The following is a 24733-nucleotide window of genomic DNA, read 5'->3' as shown; positions in this document are numbered from 1 at the left end:
TCCCTAAATGGCAGAACAAAATCTACTGGGCGGCCGGCGTAAAGGCGGCCCTTTTCTTTTATACTTACTGGTTGTTTTGAGTATAGCTGCCCTGGCAATGGCTATATTCCACTATTTTACCGGCAGCGACCGGGTTATGCCCTGGCAACCCGAAGCGGAATTGTTTCCTGTTTCGGCTACGCTCACCCGGTTTAACAGTCTTTACCAATCTTTTCAAATTCCTATCACCGGCTTTTTAGTCTCAGAACGCTTTGATGTGGGTTTGCCCGTGCTCCAACCGGAACTGGCAAGTGTTTTTCTGGCTATTCTGAGCTTAGCCTTAGCGGTATACTTTACCATTATCAGTGCCTTTTCGCGGTGGCCTTATATTATTTGTATGGCGTTGGCCATGATATACCTGGCCACCTTTAACTTTGATTTACTGCGCCTTAACCAGGAATACAATCAGATTTTATTAGTAATAGTACTGGGGGTACTGGTACTGGTGAGTTACGGGTTCCAGGCTTTTTTTACCCGGGTAAAGCTAGCCATCCGGTTTCTGGTGTTTTGCGTTCTGCTGGGTTTGATCGCAATTATTATCGGCAATCAGTCGCAGTATTCGGCAACTTTATCGGCTATGCAATTGGTAAATTACAGCAGTTTAGCAGCTTTTGTAGCCAGCGGCTTGTTTATTTTTTTAATTGCTTTTGAAAATATTCATGGCCTGCTTTGGATTAATACCCAAGGACCTTCGCCGCAACGGCGCTTTGGCTTGTGGCATTTTGTATTAATCGGGCTGTTGTACCTTGCAAACTTACTACTGCTTTATTTAAAAAACGCCGATATTATTCAACTGGATTTTTACTACGTCGATCCGTTTATTATTCTTTTGCTTTCTATTATTGCCGGCTACTGGGGCTGGCAACGGCGCGAAATACAATACCAACGGTATTTTACTTTTAAAAATGGGGTTGCCTACTTGTACCTGGTGCTGGCTATTAATTGCTTACTCACCATTGGTTATGCTTTTGCTACGGCTAATACGCCCCTCATATCGGCCTTTACCGATGTAATTGTTTACACCCACTTGGCTTACGGTTTTTTGTTTTTCCTGTACATCCTACTTAATTTTTACAAGTTAATTCAACAGCGGTTAGCGGTGTACAAAGTGGTGTTCGACCCCAAGCAAATTCCTTTTTTTACGGTGTATATTATGGGCAGCATGCTGTTGCTGGCCCTTATTTTCCGATCTACGTTTAGCGTGTACCACAAAGCCGAAGCAGGTTATTACAACTACCTGGGCGATTTTTACAAAGCCGCCAGCAACAATTTACTCGCCGAACGCTTTTACACCGAAGGTACCATTTACAGCCACCACAACGTAAAATCAACGTATGCTTTGGCCGGCCTTTACCGGGAACGCACCTACACCACCGCCGAAATTAACTTACTTAAGGATGGCTTAGCCGGCGGACCAAACGAGAAACTTTACGTCCGGATGGCGGCTACCCAAACCGATAAAAAAGATTTTTTCAACCATTTGTTTTTGCTGAATCAAGGGTTACAGGCGATTCCCAATAGCCCGGCTTTGCTTAATAATAAAGCTTTGCTCTACGAAACCACTACCCTTTCGGATTCTACGGCCTATTTTTACAATCAGGCGCTGCAAGCCGCCTCGGGTAAATACAAAGATTTGGTACAAAGTAACCGGTTAGCATTTTTTTTAAAAAACAGCGATCCCCAACAAGCTTTAGCCGTGGCTGAACAAACCGGGGAACAAAGCAATGAGCCGGCTTTAAAAAGCAATTTAACTTTACTGCAAATCTTACAGGAAAAACCGGCACCCGCCCCCACCTCAGCCGAACTAACGCTAAAAGCATTTTCGGCTTCAGAATTTGCCCTTTACTACCACCGTACATTACAAAATATAATTAAAGCTACTCCGCAAACAGTAAAACAGCTAGATCAATTAATTAAACTGCCGGGCAATGCGCCTTACCAAGAGAACTTAATTTTATTAAAAGCCCTGGCGCAATTTTATTCAGGCCAGATTTACGCAGCCCGCAACACCCTCGAGAACCAGGCATTGGCTTCGGAAAGTACGGCCGGTTACTACTATTATTTAATTGGTACCTGGCTGATGGAGCAAAAACTATATCCGGCAGCAGCCAGTTATTTTCAAAAAGCCCGCGAGCGGCGTTTACCCGAAGCGGAATTGCCTTATTTGTACGCTTTAGCACATACCCCCGATAAAAACACGGCTTATGCCGCTGCCCAAGAAGCCAGCAACAATTTAACCGATCCGGCAGAAAAAGCCCAGGCAAGTTTCCTGGCTAATGTTTTAAATTTAACTACCAGCAGTGTACTTACCGCTTCTGATTCTTTAAAAGTAGCGTACCTCACGTTGTATCGCCCCGAGCTAACCACCCCGGAATTTGAAAAGGTGATTAATACCTTATCGGCTGGTAAATTTAAAGCCTTGGCGCAAGCCGAACTGGCGCAGCATTACATTCAGACTAATAACCTAAATGCGGCGGCCCAAACTACAAAAACGGCCTTGGCCTTGGCCCAAAAAGATAAAAGCATTACCCCGGAGTTAAATCGGTTACAAGCTACCATTCTGGTTAAACAAAGAAATACGGCGGAGTTAAACAAACTAGTACCGGAGCTGCGATTGTCTTTGGCTCACCAGAACGAAAAATTGTTTTTCCAAGCCGTTGCCGCAGAAAAAATTAATCCCAAACAAGCCGCTGCTTTGTACCGGCAAGTTCCGCAAGCTTTAATTTACCAGGAAGATGCCGTTCTGGCTGCCGCCAATTACTTTAGCCAGGCTCAGAAAAACGATAATCAGGCTTACGAATTGCTTTTGAGCAGTATTAAATACAATCCGTTTTCGGCGCGTTTGTACCAGGCTTACGTTTTTACCAGCCTTAAACTAGGTTTTATTGATTTTGCGCAAACCGCCGCCGAAGAGTTAAAAAGCTTGCTAAGTCCGGAGGAGTATGCTATATTTCGCAGCAACTACGAGCAAAAACTAAAAGAAAAACAAGAGTCTTTTCCGGATTGGAACTAACCCCTTAAGGTTATTTTTTAAAATTTTAAAATCAGGAAATGAGCGGTTTAAACTACAATGCTTGCTTTTGGTTACACGTTACAGTAGCCACATGGCGTTATGTATTAGGTTAACTTCCACGATCTATGAGTATCATTATTCAAACTAAAGACATATCCCGGGTTTACCGGATGGGTAGCGAAACCATACATGCGCTAAAAAGTGTATCTATTGAGATTAACCGGGGCGAGTACGTGGCGTTTATGGGCCCTTCGGGTTCGGGTAAATCTACGCTCATGAACATTGTGGGCTGTTTAGATACGCCTTCCGGCGGCCAGTACATATTAAACGGCAAGGATGTAAGTAACATGACCGATAACGAGCTGGCGGAAATCCGGAACAAAGAAATCGGCTTTGTTTTTCAAACGTTTAACTTGCTGCCGCGCTCTACCTCTTTAGATAACGTAAGTTTACCCCTGATTTACGCGGGCTACGGCAAAAGTGCCCGGGAAGAAAAAGCCTTGCGGGCGCTGGAAAGTGTAGGTTTAGGGCCGCGGGCCAAGCATAAACCCAACGAATTATCGGGGGGGCAGCGCCAGCGGGTAGCTATTGCCCGGGCTTTGGTAAACGATCCCAGCATTATCCTGGCCGATGAGCCCACCGGTAACTTGGACACCAAAACTTCTTACGAGATTATGGAGCTTTTTGAGAACCTCCATGCTAAAGGTAATACCATTATTATGGTTACCCACGAAGAAGACATAGCCAAATACGCGCACCGGATTGTGCGCCTCCGCGACGGATTAATTGAATCGGATGAAATTAACACCGAAGTAGTTCGTCATTCCATGCCGGTTTAACGATTTAGCTTAAGGACACCTTTTCGGCCGGAATTTTAAAATTTGATCTTTTCCTCATGAAAATATACACCAAAACCGGCGACGAAGGCTTAACCAGCTTAATTGGCGGCACGCGGGTAAAAAAATCGCACCTGCGCATTGATTCTTACGGCACCGTAGATGAACTAAACTCTTACCTGGGTTTAGTGCGCGACCAGCCGGTAAACCAAAACCGCAAAGAGCTGCTGCAGGAAATACAAGACCGATTATTTACCATTGGAGCTTCGTTGGCCTCCGACCCCGACAAACCTACCCGCAAAGTGCCCGATTTACACGAAACCGATGTGCGTTTGCTGGAAGAAGAAATGGATAAAATGGATGCCGTACTTCCACCGTTGCGGGCATTTATTCTGCCCGGGGGGCATCCGGCTGTTTCGTTCTGCCACGTAGCCCGATGTGTTTGCCGCCGCGCCGAACGCCTGGTTATCTCTTTGCAGGAAGAATCGTTAGTAGAGCCTCTCATAATCAAGTACCTTAACCGGCTTTCAGATTATTTATTTGTGCTAAGTCGGCAAATGGCCCAGGATCTGCAAACTGAAGAAATTCCCTGGAAGCCGCGTTTGTAATTTTTTAAAATCTAGGCGCTTCATTCCGTTTCCTTTTTACTACTTCCGATCAGGTAATTCTGCTAAAATCAACTTATTGGCAAAAAAATTATTACTTTTGCTCCAGTTACGCGTTATATAAAGAAGAAACTATTCTTTTTAGATTTCGAATTACCGTTTTTTTAAATTTTTACTTTTTTGTTTATGCTCGATACCCAAACCATTCAGATACAGAAAACAGCTAACTCCCGGTTATCGGCCGTAGATTTTAATAATCTCGATTTTGGAGCCGTGTTTTCTGACCACATGCTCGTTATTGATTACGCTAACGGGGAGTGGCAAACGCCTACCATTGTTCCATTCGGCAACTTTAGCTTAAGCCCGGCTAATCCGGCGTTGCACTACGGCCAAGCTATTTTTGAAGGTTTAAAAGCTTACAAAAATGAGCAAGGCGACATTTCCATTTTCCGGCCGCTGGCTAATTTAGAACGGCTGAATCTATCGGCGGAACGCTTGTGCATGCCCACCTTGCCCGAAGAACTGTACATGCAAGGTCTAACGGAATTACTGCGCCTCGATGCCGATTGGATTCCTGCGGTGGCTGGTAGCGCTTTATACATTCGGCCGTTTATGTTTGCAACCGGCGAGTTTCTGGGCGTACGCCCAGCTACCGAATACCGTTTTGCCATTATTACTTGTCCGGTTAACGCCTACTATTCGGCGCCATTACGGGTTAAAGTAGAAGAAACTTACGTACGCTCCGTAGAGGGAGGCTTTGGTTTTTCTAAAGCGGCGGGCAATTACGCAGGGTCTTTGCTGCCGGCGCAAAAAGCCTTGGAAGCAGGTTACCACCAGTTACTCTGGACCGATGGTAAAACCCACGAATACTTCGAAGAATCGGGCACTATGAATTTAATGTTTGTAATTAACGGTACTTTGGTAACCCCGGCTTTAAGTACTTCCATTTTAGCAGGCATTACCCGCGACAGCATATTGCAGTTGGCCAAAGACCAGGGCATACCCGTAGAAGAGCGCAAAGTATCTGTGGCCGAAGTAATGGATGCTATTAATCAAGGTACTTTACAGGAAGCTTTTGGCTGCGGCACGGCGGCGGTAGTTTCGCAGATTGTAACTATTGGCTATCAAGGTCAGGATTTTGATTTACCGCCGGTTAGTGAGCGCAAATACTCGCCGCTGTTGGCCCAGTTGTTGGATGATATCCGGACCGGTAAAAAAACCGATACTCATCATTGGATGGTACAGCTCTAGATTTCTAGATTTTAAATAATAAGTTGTAAGCCGTAAGTTGGTAAGTAAAGGCTACCATTTACGGCTTACAACTTTTTTATGGTTCCTACCCTCGTATCTACCTTTCTTAATTTTTTAAAATTTTTCATTTTTATCCGTAAAACTTACTACCTAAAACGTTTAACTTAACCATGACCACCGAACAAATAAAAGATTTAAAGGCCCGCGTTGATGCCTTGAGGAGGTATCTTTGACTACGATACCAAGAAAGCGGAAGTAGCCGAAGCCGAAGAACAAACTACAGCCCCTGGCTTTTGGGACGATTCAAAAAAAGCCGAAGCTACCTTAAAAGAAATAAAATCCGTTAAAATCTGGACCGACCAGTTTGAGGAAGTAGCTACCCGGCTCGCTGACCTGGAAGTATTATTTGATTTTTACAAAGAAGGGGACGTTTCGCCGGAAGATATAACCCGCGAGTTTACTGATACTCAGGCTTTGGTAGAGCAACTGGAGTTTAAGCGCATGCTCAGCAACGAAGAAGACCAGCTCAGTGCCATTCTGGAAATTAACCCCGGAGCAGGTGGCACCGAAAGCCAGGATTGGGCCGAAATGTTGATGCGTATGTACATTATGTGGGCCGAAAGCCACCGCTACCAGGTACGCCAGTTAAACTATCAGGCTGGCGACGGAGCCGGTATTAAATCAGCTACTTTAGAAATAAACGGGGACTTTGCCTACGGTTATTTAAAATCTGAAATTGGGGTACACCGGTTAGTTCGCATTTCTCCTTTCGATTCCGGCGGACGGCGGCATACGTCTTTCGCCTCGGTATTTGCCTACCCCTTGGTAGATGACACCATTCAGATTGATATTAACATGGCCGATATTGAATGGGATACTTTCCGGTCGGGTGGAGCGGGCGGTCAGAACGTGAATAAAGTAGAAACTGCCGTGCGTTTAAAGCATAAACCATCCGGCATTATTATCGAGTGCCAGATAGAACGCTCGCAGCTCATGAACAAAGAACACGCTATTAACATGCTGCGCTCGCGTTTGTACCAGATAGAAGTAGATAAACGCAACGAAGAACGGGACAAACTCGAAAGCACCAAAAAACGCATTGATTTTGGCTCCCAAATTCGAAACTATGTTTTGCACCCCTATAAATTAATAAAAGACATTAGAACCGGGGTAGAACGTACCGATGTACAAACGGTTTTGGACGGCGATTTGGATGAATACATTAAAGCTTTCCTGATGCAGAGTTAAATATTTAAATAGTATTAATTAAATTCATCCCTTATTTCAATTAACTAAACTTAATCAAGCATTGGTATAGTACAAATTCAAATTTAAATTGGAAAATAGGCTTCTTCGGAAGCCTATTTTTTATAGCAATGCTAAGATGCTTGGCGGTTACAGGATATTCAATGTAGAATATATTTTTTTAAAATATTTTCAATTCTTACCCTTTTAAACGATAATATTTAAAATTTAAAAAATAAGGCAAATTTATTTTAATTAAAAAGGCAAAAAATATTTTACAATTTTTAATTTTTTTCTGCTAAGCCAAAATCTCCTTTATTTCACAAACTACTAAATTTCAGCAACTTAGAATCCTTGTTACTAGATACACGTATATAACACTGCAAACTATGGAATGTTATGATTTTGTTAATTCGTTGAAAATCTTTAAAATTGAACATAGTTTTTATATTTTTTTACAAAAAACCAAACTAAAACCAACAAAATGAAAAAAATTCTACTGATGAATTTTCTTTTTGTGCTAACACTTTTTCAAACTGTTTTAGCACAGGATAAGAGAATTTCGGGTCGGGTTATCGACGCAGCGTCGAACCAGGGCTTACCAGGCGTAACCGTACTGGTGAAAGGTACTTCAACGGGTACTGCCACCGATACGGAGGGCAATTATGCATTAGACGTACCAGCTACTGGTACGTTAGTATTTAGCTTTATTGGTTACACCACACAGGAATTGCCAATTGGAGCTTCAACAACCATTAATGTTACGTTGGCTTCTGATACCCGCCAGTTGAACGAAGTAGTGGTAACCGCTTTGGGGGTAGAAAGAACCCGTAACTCTTTACCTTATGCCGCTACCCAGGTAGAAGGTGCTGATGTTACCAAAGCACGTAACCCTAACTTTGTAAACTCTCTGGCTGGTAAAGTATCTGGCGTTAACATTAAGCAAAACAATAACCTGGGTGGTTCTACCAACGTGGTTATCCGGGGTACTAAATCTTTGTACGGTAACAACCAGGCTTTATTTGTAGTAGACGGTGTGCCAATTAGTAATGCCAACACCAATACATCTGACCAGTATACCGGCCGTGGTGGTTACGACTACGGTAACGTAGGTGCTGACGTTAACCCCGATGATATTGCCTCTGTTAGTGTTTTAAAAGGTGCTGCTGCTACCGCGTTGTATGGTTCGCGGGCATCTAACGGTGTAATTTTAATTACTACCAAAAAAGGCAGAAAAGGTAATGTAAACGTAACCCTGAATACAGGTGCTACCATGGGTTTTGTGGATAAAAGCACTTTTGTTAAATACCAGGATAAATATGGCGCTGGCTACGGTGCTTATTACGGCCCTAACGAAGACGAGTACTTCCAACAATATAACCGTCCAGGTTTCCAGCCTGGCTTGTACGTTCCATTTACCGAAGATGCTTCCTATGGAGCAGCTTTTGACCCGAATTTATTAGTTTACCAGTGGAACTCCTTAGATCCAACTTCCCCTACTTACGCTCAAAAAACTCCGTGGACAGCCGCTAAAAATGGCCCTAGCTATTTCTTGCGGGATGCAGTAGGTTTTAACAATAACGTTACCATTGATGGTGGCAGCGAAACCGGAACTTTTAAATTAGGCTATACCAATACTTCTGATAAAGGTATTCTGCCTAATAGCAAGATCAACAAAAACATGGTAAACTTTGCTGGTGCATTAAATTTAACACCAAAGTTAACTACCAGCGCTAACATTAACTTTACTAAAATTGATGGTTTAGGCCGTTATGGTACCGGTTACGACTCTTGGAACCCCATGCAGCAATTCCGTCAGTGGTTTCAAACCAACGTTGACCTAAAAGAATTAAAAGACGCTTACAACCGGAACCAACAAAATATTACCTGGAACCCACGTAGCGCTACAGATTTACGTCCAATTTACTCAGACAACCCATACTGGGTACGTTACGAAAACTACGAAAACGACGAACGTTACCACTATTTTGGTAACATTATGGCTACTTACAAATTCACCGATTGGTTTAACGTAATGGGTCGGGTTACCCTTGATTCTTACGATGAATTACAAGAAGAAAGAAACGCTGTAGGTAGCACCGGTACGGCATTTTACTCCCGCTATAACCGCACTTCCCGCGAAGCAAACTACGACCTGATTGCGAACTTCGATAAAAACATTACCGAAGATTTCAGCTTTAAAGGTTTATTAGGTGCTAACTACCGCAGACAAATGATTAACACCATTTTTGCACAAACCAATGGCGGTCTGGTAGTACCACGTATTTACTCTTTATCTAACTCAGTAAACCCATTAAACCCTCCTTTTGAAACCGATCAGAGATGGGGTGTTGATGGTTACTTTGCCAGCGCTACTTTTGGTTACAAAGAACTAGCCTTCTTAGATTTAACTGCCCGTAGAGACCAATCTTCCACTTTACCAAAAGGAAATAACATTTACTACTATCCTTCAGTAGCTGGTAGCTTTGTTTTCTCTGAATTATATAAAGATTCACCGTGGTTATCTTACGGTAAAGTACGCGTAAACTACGCAGAAGTAGGTAGCGATGCTCCGGTCTACTCTATTTACAACGTGTACGGTAAACAAGATCAGGAAATCAACAGCTCTACTCGTCCATCGGTAGGTAGCTATGGTTCTATTCCGTTGTTCTCTCTTACTAACACCAGAAACAATCCAAACCTGAAACCCGAAAGAACTAAAAGTTTTGAGGCAGGTTTAGAAATGTCTTTCTTAACAAACCGCGTTGGTTTTGATGTTACTTATTACAAAGCCTCTACTGTAGACCAGATTATTCCTATTCAGGTATCTACTACCAGCGGTTTTAACTTTGCTTACGTAAATTCCGGTGAAGTAGAAAATAAAGGCTTTGAAGTTACTGCTTTTGTTAACCCTATCAAGAATGATAACTTCTCATGGACTTTAAATGCGAACTGGACCCGTAACCGTAACCAAGTTATTTCTTTAGCCGAAGGAACAGAAAACTTAGTAATTTCTACTTACCAAGGAGGTGTTTCTTCTAACGCTACTAAAGGCCGTCCTTTTGGTATGCTTCGTGGTACTGGTTATGTTTACAATGCTAACGGCGAAAAAGTAGTTGGTTCTAACGGTTTGTATTTACAATCGCCATCTACTACCGAAATTGCTGATCCAAACCCAAGCTGGATAGGTGGTATTTCTAACACTTTAGAATATAAAGGTTTATCTTTGTACTTCCTGTTAGATGTTCGCCATGGTGGCCAATTGTTTAACCTGGATACTTACTACGGTTATGGTACTGGTATGTACCCCGAAACTGCCGGTAATAACGACTTAGGCAATCCTTCCCGTACTCCAGTGGGTGAAGGTGGTGGAATTATCTTCGACGGTGTAAAAGAAGATGGTACCCGCAATGATATCCGGATTGATAACACCGAAGGGGTATACGGCTATAACCAACCGCGCCAAATGCACGTGTACGATGCCGGATTTATTAAATTAAGAGAAGCTACTTTAACGTATTCGCTGCCTGCTAATGTTATCAGCCGCTTAAAACCGTTTAAAGGAGTTGATTTCTCTTTAACTGGTAGAAACTTATGGATCATTAAAAAACACGTACCTTATGCTGACCCAGAAGATAACTTAGGTTCTGGTAACTACGGCCAAGGCTACATGTCTGGTTCTTACCCAACTACCCGTAACATTGGTGTTAACTTAAGATTTAGATTTTAATTAAGATATAAAATGAAAAAAATACTTTTATTATGCATCCCGGCTATGATGTTCGCCACATCATGCAAAGATTTGGATGATTATGATAATTTAAACCCAAAAGCTGCCACTACGGTACCTGCCGTTAGTTTAGTAAGCAACGCCCAGCGGGTATTAGCCAATACCATTAATACACCTGATTATAACATTAACCCATTCCGGTTTTATGTGCAACATTGGGCAGCAACTACCTACCCCGACGAAAGCCAGTTTGTAATCGAAACCCGGTCTATCAACCGGTTCTTCTGGGATCCGTTGTACCGGGACGTATTAAGCGATTTAAATGAAGGTAAAAAACTGGTAACAGCAGATGCCGTTTTAGATCCAAAAGTAAAAGCGAATCAACTGGCGGCCATTGAAGTACTGGAAGTTTACGCTTGGTCGGTGTTGGTAAACACTTTTGGTGATATTCCTTACACCGAAGCTTTAAACGCAGATAACGTTTTGCCTAAATTTGACGACGATGCCGCTATTTTCGCGGATTTAACCACTCGTCTAGATAAAGCCATCGGCATGTTTGATGCATCTGCAAGTGGTTTAGGCACCGGTGATTTGTACTACAACGGCAACGTAGCAAACTGGCTAAAGTTTGCCAACTCATTGAAGTTACGCTTAGGCATGACTTTAGCCGATGTAGATGCGGCTAAAGCTAAAACAATGGTAGAAGCAGCAGCGCCTAATGTAATTACTTCCAATGCGGAAAATGCCAAGATTACTTACTTATCTGCCTTGCCAAACCGCAACCAGTTGTATGAGTCATTGGTGCAAAGTGGCCGGTCTGACTTTGTGGGCGCTAGCACCTTAATCGACCCTATGCTGGCTACCAACGACCCAAGATTACCTATTTACTTTAAGCCGGTAGCTGGTAGCTCTAACTTTAAAGGCGGAACTGCCGGTACTCCTAATAGCGCAACCAACAACTCTACCCCTGGTGCAGCCTTGGAAAATCCTACTTTACCAGGTATGTTATTAACTTACTCTGAAGTGGAGTTTCTGTTAGCAGAAGCAGTAGAAAGAGGCTTTGCCGTGGCTGGAACAGCAGAAGCACATTATAATGCTGCTGTTACTGCTTCAATCACTGAATGGGGTGGTTCTGCAGCTGATGCAGCTACTTATTTAGAAAAATCAGCGGTGGCTTACAATACCGCTGCCGGCGACTGGAAACAGAAAATCGGTACTCAAAAATGGATAGCTTTATACAGCCAGCCTACTCAGGCCTGGACCGAATGGAGAAGATTAGATGCTCCTAACCTGGTAAAACCAGCAGCTGCTATTTCCGAAATTCCATTACGCTTACCTTACCCAACTACGGAAGCAAACTTAAATACTACTAATTACGCAGCTGCAGCTTCGGCGATGGGCGGCGATGTAGTAACCTCCCGTATATTCTGGGATAAGTTATAAATCACACAAACCTATCGAGTAGAAAAGGCGAACCATGGTTCGCCTTTTTTTTTAAAAATATTACACTAATTTACTGAATTTAAACGTAATAGCAACAAAACCTTACGTACATAGTAAACTACTCAAATCAGAACACGCGTGCCTCCAAAACAAAGATACAAATCTAAAATCTTTTGTTTTCGGCCAGTTTTAAGTAAATTGTACCATAAAATTATTTTAATCACAAATTATCACAAATGAAAAGATTTTTATCACTTAGTCTTCTTCTTGTGGCCTTTTTCCAGCAGGTTATGGCGCAAGACAGGACAATCACCGGCAAAGTGACCGATGGCTCTACGAGCCAGGGACTTCCGGGCGTAACGGTTGTAGTAAAGGGCACCCAGGTTGGTACCGCTACGAATGCCGATGGAAACTATAGCTTAACGGTTCCGGCCAGCGGTACCACTTTAGTTTTCAGCTTTATTGGTTACACAACCACAGAGCGCCCCATTGGCAACTCCAACACTATTGATGTAAACTTAGCTACCGACGTAACACAGTTAAATGAGGTGGTAGTAACTGCTTTGGGGGTAGAACGGGAAAAAAGAACTTTGGGCTATGCGGCACAGAATGTTGCCCCGGAGCAAATCTTAACTTCCCGGGAGCCTAACATTGTAAACGCACTGGCGGGTAAAGTAGCCGGGGTACAGATTAACAACTCTGGCGGTCAGGCAGGATCTTCTTCCCGGATTGTAATCAGAGGAAATACCTCTTTAACCGGTAACAACCAACCGCTTTTTGTGGTAGATGGTATTCCGATTGATAACAGTACCAACCGGGGTATTGGCGAAGCCACCGAAAGCGCTTTATTTAGTGGCTATGCCGGCAACCGCGGTATCGACATTGACCCTAACATTATCGAAAACGTAACCGTTTTAAAAGGTGCTTCTGCTACTGCTTTGTATGGTTCGAGAGGCGCCTTTGGTGTTATTTTAATTACCACTAAAAAAGGGCAAAAACAGGCTAACCGGAAGTATCCCCGGGTTGATATCTCCTCGAACGTAGCTTTTGATGATGCCATTACCAAGGGTTATCAAAATAAATATTTACAAGGATTGAATGGTATGTACCGGAATGGTTTGCCTTTAGGTGAGGGTGGCTATGCACAAACGCCGAATGGCGCTACACAAGGAACAACCAGTTGGGGCCCTCACCGCGATTCCGTTGACCAAGCTGTGATTGATTCTATTGGCATGCCCCGTGTTTTTGACCCGAGAAAAGATTTTTACCGGACTGGCCGGGTATGGAATAACTCTATATCCTTAAGCGGAGGTGGCGAAAAATCTACTTACATATTAACTTACTCTAACTTAAATCAGCAGGGTATTGTGCCTAATAACACTTTTACCCGCAATAGCTTAAAAGCCAACTTTACATCGCAGGTAAGCGAAAAGTTTAATGTAAGTACTTCGGTAAACTACATTAATTCCGATAACCAAAGAATGCCCGAGGGAAATACCAAAAGATCGTACCTTTACTCTTTAAATTTTGCGCCTATCAGCTTTGACAATAAAGCCGCTTACGACGAAGCTGGCAACCGGAGCTGGACGAACGAAACTGGTTTCAACAATCCGTTTTGGCTTACCCGCAATTCTACCATGCCTACTACTGTAGACCGGATTATTGCTACCAACGAAGCTACTTTAGAGATTTTACCCTGGTTAAAACTTACCAACCGGGTTGGTTTAGATACTTACACCGAAAACCAACGCGAACACGTAAATATTGGTACTATTTCGGTACCTAACGGCCGGATGTACGAGTCGTTGATTAAAAGAACCCAGGTTAATAACGACCTCGTTTTAACCGCCAACAAAAACTTTGGCGATGATTGGGTATTAAACGCCTTAATCGGGCATAACATCAATCAACGGAAGTACACCAACCGGACCATGCAAGGTTTTAACTTAGGGCAACCCGGTTTCTACGATATAACCAATACCGAATCAAACAAACCTTTCCAAACTGATTCTGAAAGAAGATTGATCGGTCTTTATGGTAGCGCTACATTAGATTACAAAAATTATTTATTTTTAAATTTAACTGCCCGTAACGACTGGTCTTCTACTTTACCAGCCGGCAGAAACTCTTATTTCTATCCATCTGTTTCAGTAGGTTTTGTTTTCACCGAAGTTCTTGGTTTGGCTAATAACACTTACTTCCCTTACGGTAAATTGCGGGTATCTTACGCCCAGGCCGGTAACGATGCAGAAGAATACCTAACCAACCAGACTTACCTGCAAGCAAATCCGGGCGACGGCCAAAGAGGTAATATTCTCTTCCCGTACCAAGGTGTAAATGCTTTCCAGACCAATACCTTATTAACCAATAACCGATTAATTCCGGAAATTGTAACCGAGAAAGAAATTGGCGCCGATTTGAAATTTTTAAAAAATCGGTTAGGGGTAGATGTTTCTTTGTATGACAAGGTAAGTAAATCTCAGATTTTAGAACAAGAGATTAGTTCTTCTACAGGTTTTGTGAGCCGGGTAATTAACGCTGGTGAAATCCAGAACCGGGGTATTGAATTAACTGTTTTGGCTACCCCAATTACAGTAAAAGATTTTACCTGGGATATTCAATTTAACTACGGTAAAAACCGGTATAAACTTAAATCCATTGCCGAAGGGGTAGATAATATTTTCCTGGGTGGTTTTGAATCGCCACAAATCCGGGCTGATAGAAACTATGGCTATGGCGTTATCTGGGGACAAGGTTTTAAACGCAACGAAGATGGCAAACTAGTAATTGATGACGATGGATTACCCATGTTAGCCGATGAATTAGGCCCCATTGGTAATGCTACTCCCAAATGGGCAGGTGGTTTAAGAAACACCTTTACCTACAAAGGTTTATCTTTATCGGTGCTGTTTGATGCCCGTAAAGGTGGCGATATCATGAACATGGACTTATTCTATTCTACGTTCTATGGTACCGCTAAAGTTACCGAGCAAAGAAATACCACCATCGTGTATGATGGCGTGAAAGAAGATGGCTCGCCGAACACTACCCCGGTTCTACGGGATCAGGATTACTTCTTAAACTGGTACTCCTCTATTGATGAGAATTTTGTGGAAGATGGCAGCTTTATTAAACTAAGAGAAGTTACTTTAAGCTATGCCTTGCCGCAATCATTATTAGCTAAAACTCCTTTCCAAGGGCTTAGCTTCTCGGCTACCGGCCGTAACCTGTGGCGCAAAACCGATTTCAGCTACGGCGATCCCGAAGGTAATTTGTTAGGAAATACCAATGCACAAGGCTTCTACCACGCGGTAACTCCTTCTACAAAAGGCTACACTTTTGGGGTAAACATTTCATTTTAATCACCTGAGTACATCATGAAAAGAAAAATATATTTATTTCTATTTATAACGGTATTTTCTTCTACTTTTTATAGTTGTGAGAACTACTTAGACATTAACTACGACCCCAATGCCCCAAAAGAGGTAACCGAAAAATTAATGTTGCCAGCTATTTTGAGTACGTTTTCGTACGAAGTGGCGGGCGGTTTTCCGGTGCGTATTTCTGCCAACTGGACTAAATACATTGCTTATGCAGGTACTGGTCCGCACGAAGGCCAGTACCGTTTAACGCCCAACGAAACCGATAACTTCTGGCGGTATTCTTCTTACACCGATATTATGAAAACCAGTACCGAGCTTATTGCAAAAGCCAATCAGAACGGTAACCCGGCTTACAGCGCTATTGCTAAAATTATGCTGGCCTGGAACATGTCTTATGTAACAGATGCCTTTGGCGATGCCCCTTTATCCCAGGCATTTCAGGGAGAAGCAGGCGTAAACAAACCTACCTACGATAAGCAGGAAGATATTTATAAGCGCATTCAGGTGTTATTGGATGAAGCAATTACGGAAGCAGGCCAGGATACCGGACTTCAGCCCGGAGCCGAAGACTTTATTTATGGCGGGGACATGACCATGTGGCAAAAACTGGCTCGAACTTTAAAAGCTCGTTTTTATCTGCGCTTATCTAATGCTCCCGGTTATAATGCCGCTACCCAGGCCGACTTAGCCTTACAAGCATTAAATGCCGGTGCTTTAACCAGCAACAACGAAATGCCGAAGTTTAATTACGTTAATGCCCCTAACGCTGAAAACCCTTGGTACCAATACACCATCGACGGCAAATGGAGCACCGCTTACAAACCTTCTGTTTTCTACCTGGATTTATTAAATTCTAAAAATGATCCGCGCTTAGAATACCAGGTAGATCCGGTTCCGGCCGGCGCTAACGCAGGTAAATACGTGGGAGTTACCAACGATGCTACTCCTACGGCTCTTACTAACTATTCTGCTATTGGTAAATTTTATAGTGCAGCCGATGCGCCTTTATACATGTTAGTGTATGCTGAAGTTCCTTTTATCCGGGCAGAAGCCGAATTTTTAAAAGCGGGAAATACGGTAACTCCGGCCGTAATTACGGCTTATAACGAAGGTATTGCGGCTTCCATGAGCATGTATGGCATTGGTGCGGCTTCTATTGCTACTTACCAGGAAGCAAATGTATTACAGCCAGCAACTGCTTATGAGCAAATAATGACCGAAAAATACATTGCTAATTACCTGCAGTTTGAGTCTTACAACGACTTTAGAAGAACGGGTTACCCTAACCTACCTTTAAATACCGAAACCTATCCGGATACCGAATTAGAAGTAGGCCCGGTAATTGAAAGTATTCCGGTTAGATTCCCTTATCCTTCTTCCGAAAGATCGTATAACCCGGAAAATATTCCAGCTGAAGTACCAGCGGCTTTTTTACAAGCGTTACAAGTACCAGTTTGGTGGGATAAACAATAGTAAAAACTTTTATTAACAAAAAAGGCAGGTAAATTACCTGCCTTTTTTGTTAATAAAATAGTAGTGCAATTTCAAACCTTTTTAAGTGGTAGCTATCAAAAAGTTTATTCTGTAAGATGATTCTTTATTCAATCGCATCTATCCGGAACACTACCTCCAGAAACTCCTCATAGTGATCCAGCAGTTTAGTTATTTTCGTTGCTATTGCTTCAGGAGACAATAATTGACCCGTGTTTTTTAATTCCTGAAAGCGCTTGGCTTCGCTGAATTGGGTGGCATCGGCTTGGCGCAGGTGTTCCTGCATGGCGGTATCTACTACGCCCGGCGATAAAGAGAAAACCCGTACATTGCTGTTTAACAGCTTTTGTTCTTCCTGCACCGTTAACGAGAGCATATCTAAAGCAGCTTTAGAAGCGCAATAAGCCGCCCAACCATCTACCGGTCGCTTACCAGCACCCGACGAAATATTCAGAATAATTTTGGGGCAGGCTTCGGAGTGATAAGCGCTTAAAAAAGTATTAGTCAGAATAGCCGGTGCCATTACATTTACGTCGAACACGTAGGCAAAATTGTGGGTTAATTGGCTGCCCATGTAGGCCACCTCTCCTACTACTCCGGCATTATTCACCAACACTATTTTCTCGGCATCTTTTAACACCGGAAATACTTTGTGCAGGTTATTTTCCAAAGCCACAATATCCGATAAGTTAAGTGGCTGATGGTGGTAGCGCGGATGCGTAATGGAACAATTGCGCGACACACCGTACACGTAATTTTGATCGTTCTGCAGCAGTGCTTCGGCCAGGGCTTTACCAATGCCTTTACTGGTGCCTGTGATTATGTAGTAGTTCATACAGAATAAGCAAATGTTTGGGGTACATACGCAAGCAGCCTGGGTAAACGCCGAAATTTTTAAATTTTTATCGCGCGGGCCGCTTGTTGATTTAAGAAAAACTGAATGATAAACCCAAATAGTAACACCAAGCCACAACCAATTGGGTTCCACCACAAATAAGCCATATCGCTGGTAAGAGAAATAATAACAACACCCGCTTCGGCTAATAGAGCGCCCCAGAAAACCGCATTAGACTTTATATACTTTACGTAAAAAGCCGCGATAAATATTCCCAGAATAGGCCCGTAAAAGTAAGAGCCCAATAAGTTTACCGCCTGAATTAAATTCTCCAGTTGGGAAGCCAAAGTCGCAAACAAAACCCCAAGCACCGACCAGGCCGCCGTAAATATCTTGGACATAAAAACGTAGTGCCGCGAAGAAGCCTCCGGTTTAATAGTGCGTTTGTAAAAATCGATGACGGTAGTAGAACCTAAAGAATTCAGCCCCGCTGCCGTAGACGACATGCCGGCGCTAAAAATAACGGCAATTAACAACCCAATTAAACCGTGGGGCAGATAGGTAATAATAAAGGTGATAAAAACATAATCTGTATCGCGGGTTTCTCCTTTTGGGTCTACTTGCTGCAGTAATTTACCTACTTGGCCCCGAATGGCTTTGCCATTCGCTTCGGTGGTAGCCAGCGCTTGCTGGGTAGCGGCAATCCGGGCGTTGTCTTCTTTTTCAAGAGCGGTTACTAATTGGTTTACCTGCTGCTGTTTTTCTTTAAAATTAGCCGTGTACTCTTCTTTTAACTGTTTTAAAGCAGGTCCTTGCCCAGCGACTTCTATTTTATTTAATTCTACTTGATTAAAAAATACCGGCGGCTGATGAAACTGGTAAAATAAAAACACCAACACCCCGATAAATAAAATCAGGAACTGCATGGGAATTTTTAATAAACCGTTAAACAACACACTCAAACGACTCTGTGCAATAGACTCGCCCGATAAATAACGCCCTACCTGCGACTGATCGGCTCCGAAGTACGATAAAGCCACGAACAAACCACCCAACATCCCCGACCAGAAATTATAACGGTCGTCCCAATTCAGTTTAAAATCAATCAGGTTTAGTTTACCCATTTTGCCGGCTACCTGCACCGCCTTGCCGAAAGAAATATTTTCGGGCAAAAGGTACATGACCGTAACGCCCGCCAGCACCATGCCGCACAACATAATCGCCATTTGCTGCTGGTGCGTAACACTTACCGCCCGGGTACCGCCCGAAACCGTGTAAATAGTAACCAGCACGCCCATTACCAGAATGGTCATTTGTAAGTTCCAGCCCAGGATAGTAGAAAAAATAATAGAAGGCGCGTAAATGGTAATGCCCGTGGATAAGCCCCGCTGCACCAAAAACAAGAAAGCAGCCAGCAAACGGCATTTTAAATCAAAGCGGCTTTCGAGGTATTCGTAGGCGGTATAAACTTTTAGCCGGTAAAAGTTGGGGATTATGGTAGCGGCAATAATAATCATGGCCAGGGGCAAACCCAGGTAAAACTGAATAAACCGCATGCCGTCTTCGTAGGCTTGGCCGGGCGTAGAAAGAAAAGTAATGGCGCTGGCCTGCGTTGCCATAATAGAAAGCCCCATCATCCACCAGCGCTCGGTGTTATCGCCTTTTAAATAGCCTTCCATGTTTTTATCGGCTTGCCGGGTTTTCCAGACGCCAAAAATCACAATAAAAGCCAGGGTTCCGATAAGTACTATCCAGTCAATAGTACTCATTTATAATATTCGGTTAAGAAATAAAACAAAACAATTTGAAAAACTAACCCGGCCACCACCAGCCAGTACATTCCACGCCAGGATTTAAAAAAAGGAGGTTTGTTAATGGTACTTTCTGCGGGCGATTGTTCAGCCATGTATTTTTGTTTGGAATCTGATTCTAAATAAAAGGCAGTATAACTACTACGAACAAAGTAGAAGGATATTGCTTTTGCCTTAAAGGCGTTTTTTAAATTTTTACTTTTTACCTAAGGACAGCAGGTTACTGAACAAACGGTAAGCACCCGGTACGCCGGCGGGTAGTTGCCGAAACCAGGCATAGCCAGTATACACGTAATATCCTTTCCCGTATTGGGCAACCAACAGTCCCCCTTTTTGGTCGGGCTCTCCGGGATCGTGGGCGGTTAATATCGCCTCGTAATTTTTATCCCAGCTATTGGCGAAATACAAGCCCCGCTCCTGCACCCAACCTTCAAAATCTTTCGAGGTGATTTTATTGGGTGCATTTAATACCGGGTGCTGCTGATTTAAAAATTCAACGGGCGCATTTTCGTCGCTTACCCGGTCGCGGGATAAAGTTAAAGGATAAGGCCCTAATTCATTCGTTACTAAACCATTATTTACGTTGTATTGCACAATCAGCGTGCCGCCATTTTTCACGTATTCCATTAACTGGTTTTTTAAAAATTTAAGAGGGTCTTGGGTGTTAAAAGCCCGCACGCCCAATACGACGGCATCGTACTTAACCAATTCTTTCGCGTTAATATCCCGATCCTGCAACATGGTTACGCTGTAGCCGATCTGGGCTAAACTCGTTGCCACCTCGTCGCCGGCGCCCATGAGGTAGGCAATTTGCCGGCCTTTTATTTTTAAATCTAACTTGGTAACCCTTGCCGAAGCTACAGGCAAAATGGTTTGCGCCGGAATGTGGGCGTAGTTAATCTGCACTAAACTCTGCTGGTAGGTTTTGCCATCCACCAGAGCCGTTGCCCTTATTTCGCCGTCGCTTTGGTTTTTGCTGGGGTATACGGTAAAGGTAAAGTTTACTTCTTCGCCTTTTTGCGCGAGCTTAAACGGCAAGCGGGCGGGTTCTACGCGCCAACCCGCGGGTACCGCCAAAGTAGCCTCGCCGGAAATTGCAGCCTGCCCCGCTTTAACTCTTACCGTAATTGGCTTGGGCTGGTCGTCGGCAAATACAAAAACTTTTTCGCTGATGCTTACAAATACGGGTGGAGTAATCTCAAACGGGCGGTAAACTTCACCAGCAACCGGATCTGTGCGCTTGTAAATTACCGGTAAGGTAAACGTAAAAGGTTGCTTGCCAATAACTAAATCGCAAACTACCGTAGCGGCCGGCGCGTTTTCCGGACGACCGATTAAGTTAGTATCTTCTACGGTAAACATCCCGGTAGTGCCGGGTTTCTGTAACCAGTAAGGTTGTGAGTAAGGCGTATTAGCCGGAATAGTGATTTTACTTTTTAAAATTACATCCTGGTTGTTGCTTAAATTCAGATTTAAGGTAGAGTCTTTGCCAGCAGGTAAAATTTTAATTTTTTGCCACTGCACCGGAATATCCGAGCGGTTTATACCTTCTAGCGTTAATTGGAGCGTGGCTCCGGGTGTGGTGGTAGGTTCGGCGGCAACAGCTTCTAAGTACAAACCCAAACACGCTTTAATAATAACATCCAGTTCGGTTAGTTTTAAATCGCGGTAGTATGAGGCCGGTAAAGCTTGCATAGTTTGCCGCAAACTTAATAAATCTGGTACGCTGGCGGCGGGTTTGGCGGCGTTAAAGCCAGTGGTAATTTTTGTTAGTTGTTTGCTTATTTTTTCGCCGCCGGGTACCCGTTTCCAGGTCAGGTCAATGCCTTCGAATAAATCTTTGGTAGCTTTATCGCCTTTTAAATTTTCAAAATATTCTTTTTCGCTGCCGCGGGCACCACTGCTGCCAAAGCCCTGGCTTTTATGCATGCTGCGGCTCAAAGCAGACAGTTCGCCGTAAGATTTACCCAAAGCAGCATTATAACCACCCACATCCACGATTACTTTACCCGTTTCGTCGAACTTTTGATTTTGACCATAAAAGAAGGTAGAGGTGTTCCAGAGAATGCGTTTGGGCTGCCACACTTCCACTGTTTTTAATTGCTCCGGAAAACGGTTTTTATCGCCGGCTGCCGAAAAAGCTTCTACCGCCAAAATAGCCGAAGTAGTATGATGGCCGTGCGTACCACCGGGTTTCGGCGAAAACCGGGTAATGAGTACATCGGGCCGGAACTTACGGATAGTCCAGACCATATCGGATAAAACCTGTTCTTTATCCCAGATACGCATGGTTTCCTGCCAGTCTTTCGAAAAGCCAAAATCGTTGGCCCGTGAAAAAAACTGTTTACCCCCATCGATGCGCCGGGCCTGCAACAATTCCTGCGTGCGAATTACCCCGAGTTGCTCCCGGATCTCCGACCCGATCAGGTTTTGGCCGCCGTCGCCGCGGGTGAGCGATAAGTACCCGGTATTCAATAATTTCTCGTCGGCCAGCCAGGCAATCAGCCGGGTATTTTCATCGTCGGGGTGGGCGGCTACATAAAGCGCCGAACCTACTACATTTAACTTAGCAATAGCTTGCTGAATATCGGCGCCGGTATAAGTTGTTGGAGCCTGGGCCCATAAAAACGGGGTAGTAAAAACCAGAAAAAAACTACTCAGAATAGATCGAAGGTGATGCCGCTGAAACATAGAATTTTAAAAAAACAGGAAAATCTGTTCCGGGTAATTAGCCCAAACGCCTTTTACTGCAAGCCGTTCGGATTGCCCGTTCCCGTAAATCTACTTAAATAAAAGAAAAAGTAGCAACACTCCGGCATGAAAAAAGCCCGGAGGTAAGCCGGGCTTTCATTCTGAGTAAAATTTATATCATGTAATGTTATTTTGTTTTTGGCGCTTTTAAAGGATCGTGTCCCCAACTCATTAAGGTGTAACGCCAGATAGAATCGGTAATATCCCCTTCCGGACGTTCGGCTAATTTTTTCGGTATATAAGCAATTACGCGTTCCATGTGCTCGAAATTGCCTTTTGTTAACTCAATCCGCTTTTTGCGTAAGATTTTAATGGTGCGATCGCCTGCTTTTCGGGCAGAAATGTCTGATTCCATCGGCTCGGCATCTACTAATTTAGATTCTTTGGAGTAAAGAAATTTCCCTAGTTCGCCCGACCCCATATTTATTAAATCCCGGAACTCCGCGTAGATCTGATCTTTTGTTTTAACAACCGTTTTAGAAAGTTTGAGTAGATGTAACATACAACCTTAAGTTTAGTGTGGGTAAAAGAATACAATCCGATTAATTAGCAAAAGCTATTTTTCTCTTAATAGTTCAATTTTAATCATTTTTTTATCATAGCAATTATAGGCAATAATCTGGTCTAAAACTAACAAATTAAGCATTACTTCTGCAATACCAAGCATTTTTAAATCTTTTTAATATTCAACTAAAATATACCAATTACATTTATAATTATTTTAAGTTTATTAGATTTATTCTAAATACATTCCTATCGGTTTTAGCAAAAAATTTAAAAATACAAATAGAAACCGCCTAATAGGATGGAGAAATAAGGGTGTTTACCCCAAGAGTAATCTTATCTTAAAATGATTTTTACCCGCAGTAAGTTTTTAAATACCCGAAAAACCAGGTTAATAAAATTATAAAAACAAGTACGGTGTATTTTTAAACCGATTAAGTTGAACGCCGTATGCGGAATGGCTTATATTTGCCAAAGTTTAAACTTATTTTTAATTTATGAAAACCCGGATTACTGTAAATAGCAATGGTTCTTTAAAAATTCAAGGCGACGATTTTGAAATTGTAGATGCCCAGGGTAATGTGTATGATTTAGGTGGCCGCGAGTTAGTGTCTATTTGCCGCTGCGGTTTATCGAGCAATAAACCTTTCTGCGATGGTTCGCACAAAGGCCATTTTGAGCACGTAGCCGAAGCTTTTGCTTTACCACCACGCAAAGTTTAATCTGTTTATATAAAGTAAAATCCGGTACCAGATTGCCGCCTAAATTTTAAATTTTTAAAATTTACCAATTGGCAGTTTGTTTCCGGGTAATGCTTTTTTGTAATATCCGCCATGGCTTCTTCGCTTGTTTTAACCGATATTTATATCTATCCCATTAAGTCGCTGGGCGGCGTGCGCGTAGACCAGGCCACTGTAGAGCCCCAAGGCCTGCAATACGACCGGCGCTGGTTACTCGTAGACGAAAATAACCAGTTTATTACGCAACGGGTTTTCCCCAGGATGGCGCTTTTGCAGGTGCACGTGCAAGCCAGCGGTTTATTGGTAACGCATAAGCAAAAACTAACGGAGAGCTTATTTATTACTTTCGATAACCAAACCTATTCCAGAGATTCCGTAACCGTTACCATCTGGGATGACCAGGTTACAGCGGTAGAAGTAAGCCCCGAAATAAGCGCCTGGTTTAGCCGGATACTGGAAATAAACTGCCGGCTGGTATACATGCCGCCTGCTACCCAGCGCCCCGTCGATCCGAGGTATGCTCTAAACCACGATGTGGTAAGTTTTGCCGATGCGTATCCGGTTCTGGTAATTGGTCAGGCCTCTTTAAATGATTTAAATAGCCGGTTAGCCGTGCCCGTACCCATGAACCGCTTTCGGCCTAACCTGGTTTTTTCGGGCGGTGAACCGTTTGCCGAGGATACCTGGCGGGATTTTACGATTGCCAACTACCCGTTTACCGGCGTAAAACTTTGCTCCAGGTGCGTACTAACCACCGTTAATCAGGATACGGCCGAAAAAGGAACCGAACCGCTACGCACTCTGGCAACTTACCGGACCATTAACAAAAAAATAATGTTCGGCCAAAATGTATTGCCTCGCACCACCGGGCAAACCTTACGCACCGGCGACTTAATCTCGGTTCTGTCGTATCAGTAATATTAAGAACAAAAGCCCGAAGCCATGCGACAAGCACGCCAAAATTTAATTTTTTAAAATTTCCTTTATTAGGAAGTCGCTGATCTTTAATTACAACTTATTTAAAACTGTAAAAATTGATTTCTAACGCTAAAGCAC

General features: G+C 43.2%; 15 protein-coding genes. 11 read left to right on the top strand and 4 right to left on the bottom strand.

Annotated features, from left to right (window positions below):
* The first annotated feature begins 7 nt into the window (after positions 1-7).
* The 9 genes from HUW51_RS13520 (at position 8) to HUW51_RS13480 (ending at position 17018) form a co-directional block, all read left to right on the top strand.
* Positions 8-3052: a hypothetical protein gene (locus tag HUW51_RS13520; protein ID WP_185270172.1), complete on the top strand. Its 3045-nt coding sequence runs from the start codon at positions 8-10 to the stop codon at positions 3050-3052.
* A gap of 125 nt (positions 3053-3177) precedes the next feature.
* Positions 3178-3891 (top strand): ABC transporter ATP-binding protein, encoded by a 714-nt coding sequence (locus HUW51_RS13515; RefSeq protein ID WP_317175600.1) that lies wholly within the window; start codon positions 3178-3180, stop codon positions 3889-3891.
* A gap of 56 nt (positions 3892-3947) precedes the next feature.
* Positions 3948-4496 (top strand): cob(I)yrinic acid a,c-diamide adenosyltransferase, encoded by a 549-nt coding sequence (locus tag HUW51_RS13510; protein ID WP_185270171.1) that lies wholly within the window; start codon positions 3948-3950, stop codon positions 4494-4496.
* Between the two features lie 183 nt (positions 4497-4679).
* Positions 4680-5744, top strand: coding sequence for a branched-chain amino acid aminotransferase (locus tag HUW51_RS13505; protein WP_185270170.1), 1065 nt, complete (start codon positions 4680-4682; stop codon positions 5742-5744).
* Between the two features lie 170 nt (positions 5745-5914).
* A protein-coding gene (gene prfB / locus HUW51_RS13500) for a peptide chain release factor 2 (protein ID WP_185270169.1) occupies positions 5915-6992 on the top strand; the annotation gives its coding sequence in 2 pieces (ribosomal slippage) (positions 5915-5974 and positions 5976-6992; 1077 coding nt in all).
* A gap of 481 nt (positions 6993-7473) precedes the next feature.
* The gene (locus tag HUW51_RS13495) at positions 7474-10719 is read left to right on the top strand and encodes a SusC/RagA family TonB-linked outer membrane protein (protein ID WP_185270168.1); all 3246 of its coding nucleotides are present in this window, start codon (positions 7474-7476) and stop codon (positions 10717-10719) included.
* A gap of 12 nt (positions 10720-10731) precedes the next feature.
* On the top strand, positions 10732-12162 hold the full coding sequence (locus HUW51_RS13490; RefSeq protein ID WP_185270167.1) for a SusD/RagB family nutrient-binding outer membrane lipoprotein: 1431 nt from the start codon (positions 10732-10734) through the stop codon (positions 12160-12162).
* A gap of 236 nt (positions 12163-12398) precedes the next feature.
* Positions 12399-15524 carry a SusC/RagA family TonB-linked outer membrane protein gene (locus HUW51_RS13485; protein ID WP_185270166.1) on the top strand — a complete coding sequence of 1042 codons (3126 nt, stop codon included), beginning with the start codon at positions 12399-12401 and terminating at the stop codon, positions 15522-15524.
* Positions 15525-15539: 15 nt separating this feature from the next.
* On the top strand, positions 15540-17018 hold the full coding sequence (locus HUW51_RS13480) for a SusD/RagB family nutrient-binding outer membrane lipoprotein (protein ID WP_185270165.1): 1479 nt from the start codon (positions 15540-15542) through the stop codon (positions 17016-17018).
* A 124-nt stretch (positions 17019-17142) separates the two neighbouring features.
* Here HUW51_RS13480 and HUW51_RS13475 read toward each other — a convergent pair whose 3' ends face one another.
* The 4 genes from HUW51_RS13475 to HUW51_RS13460 form a co-directional block, all read right to left on the bottom strand.
* On the bottom strand, positions 17143-17871 hold the full coding sequence (locus HUW51_RS13475) for an SDR family NAD(P)-dependent oxidoreductase (RefSeq protein WP_185270164.1): 729 nt from the start codon (positions 17869-17871) through the stop codon (positions 17143-17145).
* A gap of 59 nt (positions 17872-17930) precedes the next feature.
* Complete coding sequence (locus HUW51_RS13470; RefSeq protein ID WP_185270163.1) at positions 17931-19640, bottom strand: sodium:solute symporter family transporter; 1710 nt, start codon at positions 19638-19640, stop codon at positions 17931-17933.
* Positions 19641-19877: 237 nt separating this feature from the next.
* Positions 19878-22373, bottom strand: a complete 2496-nt coding sequence (locus HUW51_RS13465; protein WP_185270162.1) for a PIG-L family deacetylase — start codon at positions 22371-22373, stop codon at positions 19878-19880.
* Positions 22374-22560: 187 nt separating this feature from the next.
* Complete coding sequence (locus HUW51_RS13460) at positions 22561-22935, bottom strand: DUF3140 domain-containing protein (protein WP_185270161.1); 375 nt, start codon at positions 22933-22935, stop codon at positions 22561-22563.
* Between the two features lie 499 nt (positions 22936-23434).
* Here HUW51_RS13460 and HUW51_RS13455 point away from each other — a divergent pair, with 499 nt between their 5' ends.
* Positions 23435-23659 carry a CDGSH iron-sulfur domain-containing protein gene (locus HUW51_RS13455; RefSeq protein WP_185270160.1) on the top strand — a complete coding sequence of 75 codons (225 nt, stop codon included), beginning with the start codon at positions 23435-23437 and terminating at the stop codon, positions 23657-23659.
* A 111-nt stretch (positions 23660-23770) separates the two neighbouring features.
* A complete protein-coding gene (locus HUW51_RS13450; RefSeq protein ID WP_185270159.1) occupies positions 23771-24595 on the top strand; it encodes an MOSC domain-containing protein in 825 nt (274 codons plus the stop codon).
* Positions 24596-24733 lie beyond the last annotated feature (138 nt).

The sequence above is a fragment of the Adhaeribacter swui genome, assembly GCF_014217805.1.
Lineage (GTDB): Bacteria > Bacteroidota > Bacteroidia > Cytophagales > Hymenobacteraceae > Adhaeribacter > Adhaeribacter swui.
Note: the sequence above shows the minus strand (reverse complement) of the source record. Positions and strands in the feature narration are given on the sequence as shown.

Excerpts from the sequence above, each read along its gene's own strand:
- HUW51_RS13520 (WP_185270172.1), top strand. The coding sequence starts at position 8 with ATGGCAGAACAAAATCTACTGGGCGGCCGGCGTAAAGGCGGCCCTTTT.
- HUW51_RS13515 (WP_317175600.1), top strand. The coding sequence starts at position 3,178 with ATGAGTATCATTATTCAAACTAAAGACATATCCCGGGTTTACCGGATG.
- HUW51_RS13510 (WP_185270171.1), top strand. The coding sequence starts at position 3,948 with ATGAAAATATACACCAAAACCGGCGACGAAGGCTTAACCAGCTTAATT.
- HUW51_RS13505 (WP_185270170.1), top strand. The coding sequence starts at position 4,680 with ATGCTCGATACCCAAACCATTCAGATACAGAAAACAGCTAACTCCCGG.
- HUW51_RS13495 (WP_185270168.1), top strand. The coding sequence starts at position 7,474 with ATGAAAAAAATTCTACTGATGAATTTTCTTTTTGTGCTAACACTTTTT.
- HUW51_RS13490 (WP_185270167.1), top strand. The coding sequence starts at position 10,732 with ATGAAAAAAATACTTTTATTATGCATCCCGGCTATGATGTTCGCCACA.
- HUW51_RS13485 (WP_185270166.1), top strand. The coding sequence starts at position 12,399 with ATGAAAAGATTTTTATCACTTAGTCTTCTTCTTGTGGCCTTTTTCCAG.
- HUW51_RS13480 (WP_185270165.1), top strand. The coding sequence starts at position 15,540 with ATGAAAAGAAAAATATATTTATTTCTATTTATAACGGTATTTTCTTCT.
- HUW51_RS13475 (WP_185270164.1), bottom strand. The coding sequence starts at position 17,871 with ATGAACTACTACATAATCACAGGCACCAGTAAAGGCATTGGTAAAGCC.
- HUW51_RS13470 (WP_185270163.1), bottom strand. The coding sequence starts at position 19,640 with ATGAGTACTATTGACTGGATAGTACTTATCGGAACCCTGGCTTTTATT.
- HUW51_RS13465 (WP_185270162.1), bottom strand. The coding sequence starts at position 22,373 with ATGTTTCAGCGGCATCACCTTCGATCTATTCTGAGTAGTTTTTTTCTG.
- HUW51_RS13460 (WP_185270161.1), bottom strand. The coding sequence starts at position 22,935 with ATGTTACATCTACTCAAACTTTCTAAAACGGTTGTTAAAACAAAAGAT.
- HUW51_RS13455 (WP_185270160.1), top strand. The coding sequence starts at position 23,435 with ATGAAAACCCGGATTACTGTAAATAGCAATGGTTCTTTAAAAATTCAA.
- HUW51_RS13450 (WP_185270159.1), top strand. The coding sequence starts at position 23,771 with ATGGCTTCTTCGCTTGTTTTAACCGATATTTATATCTATCCCATTAAG.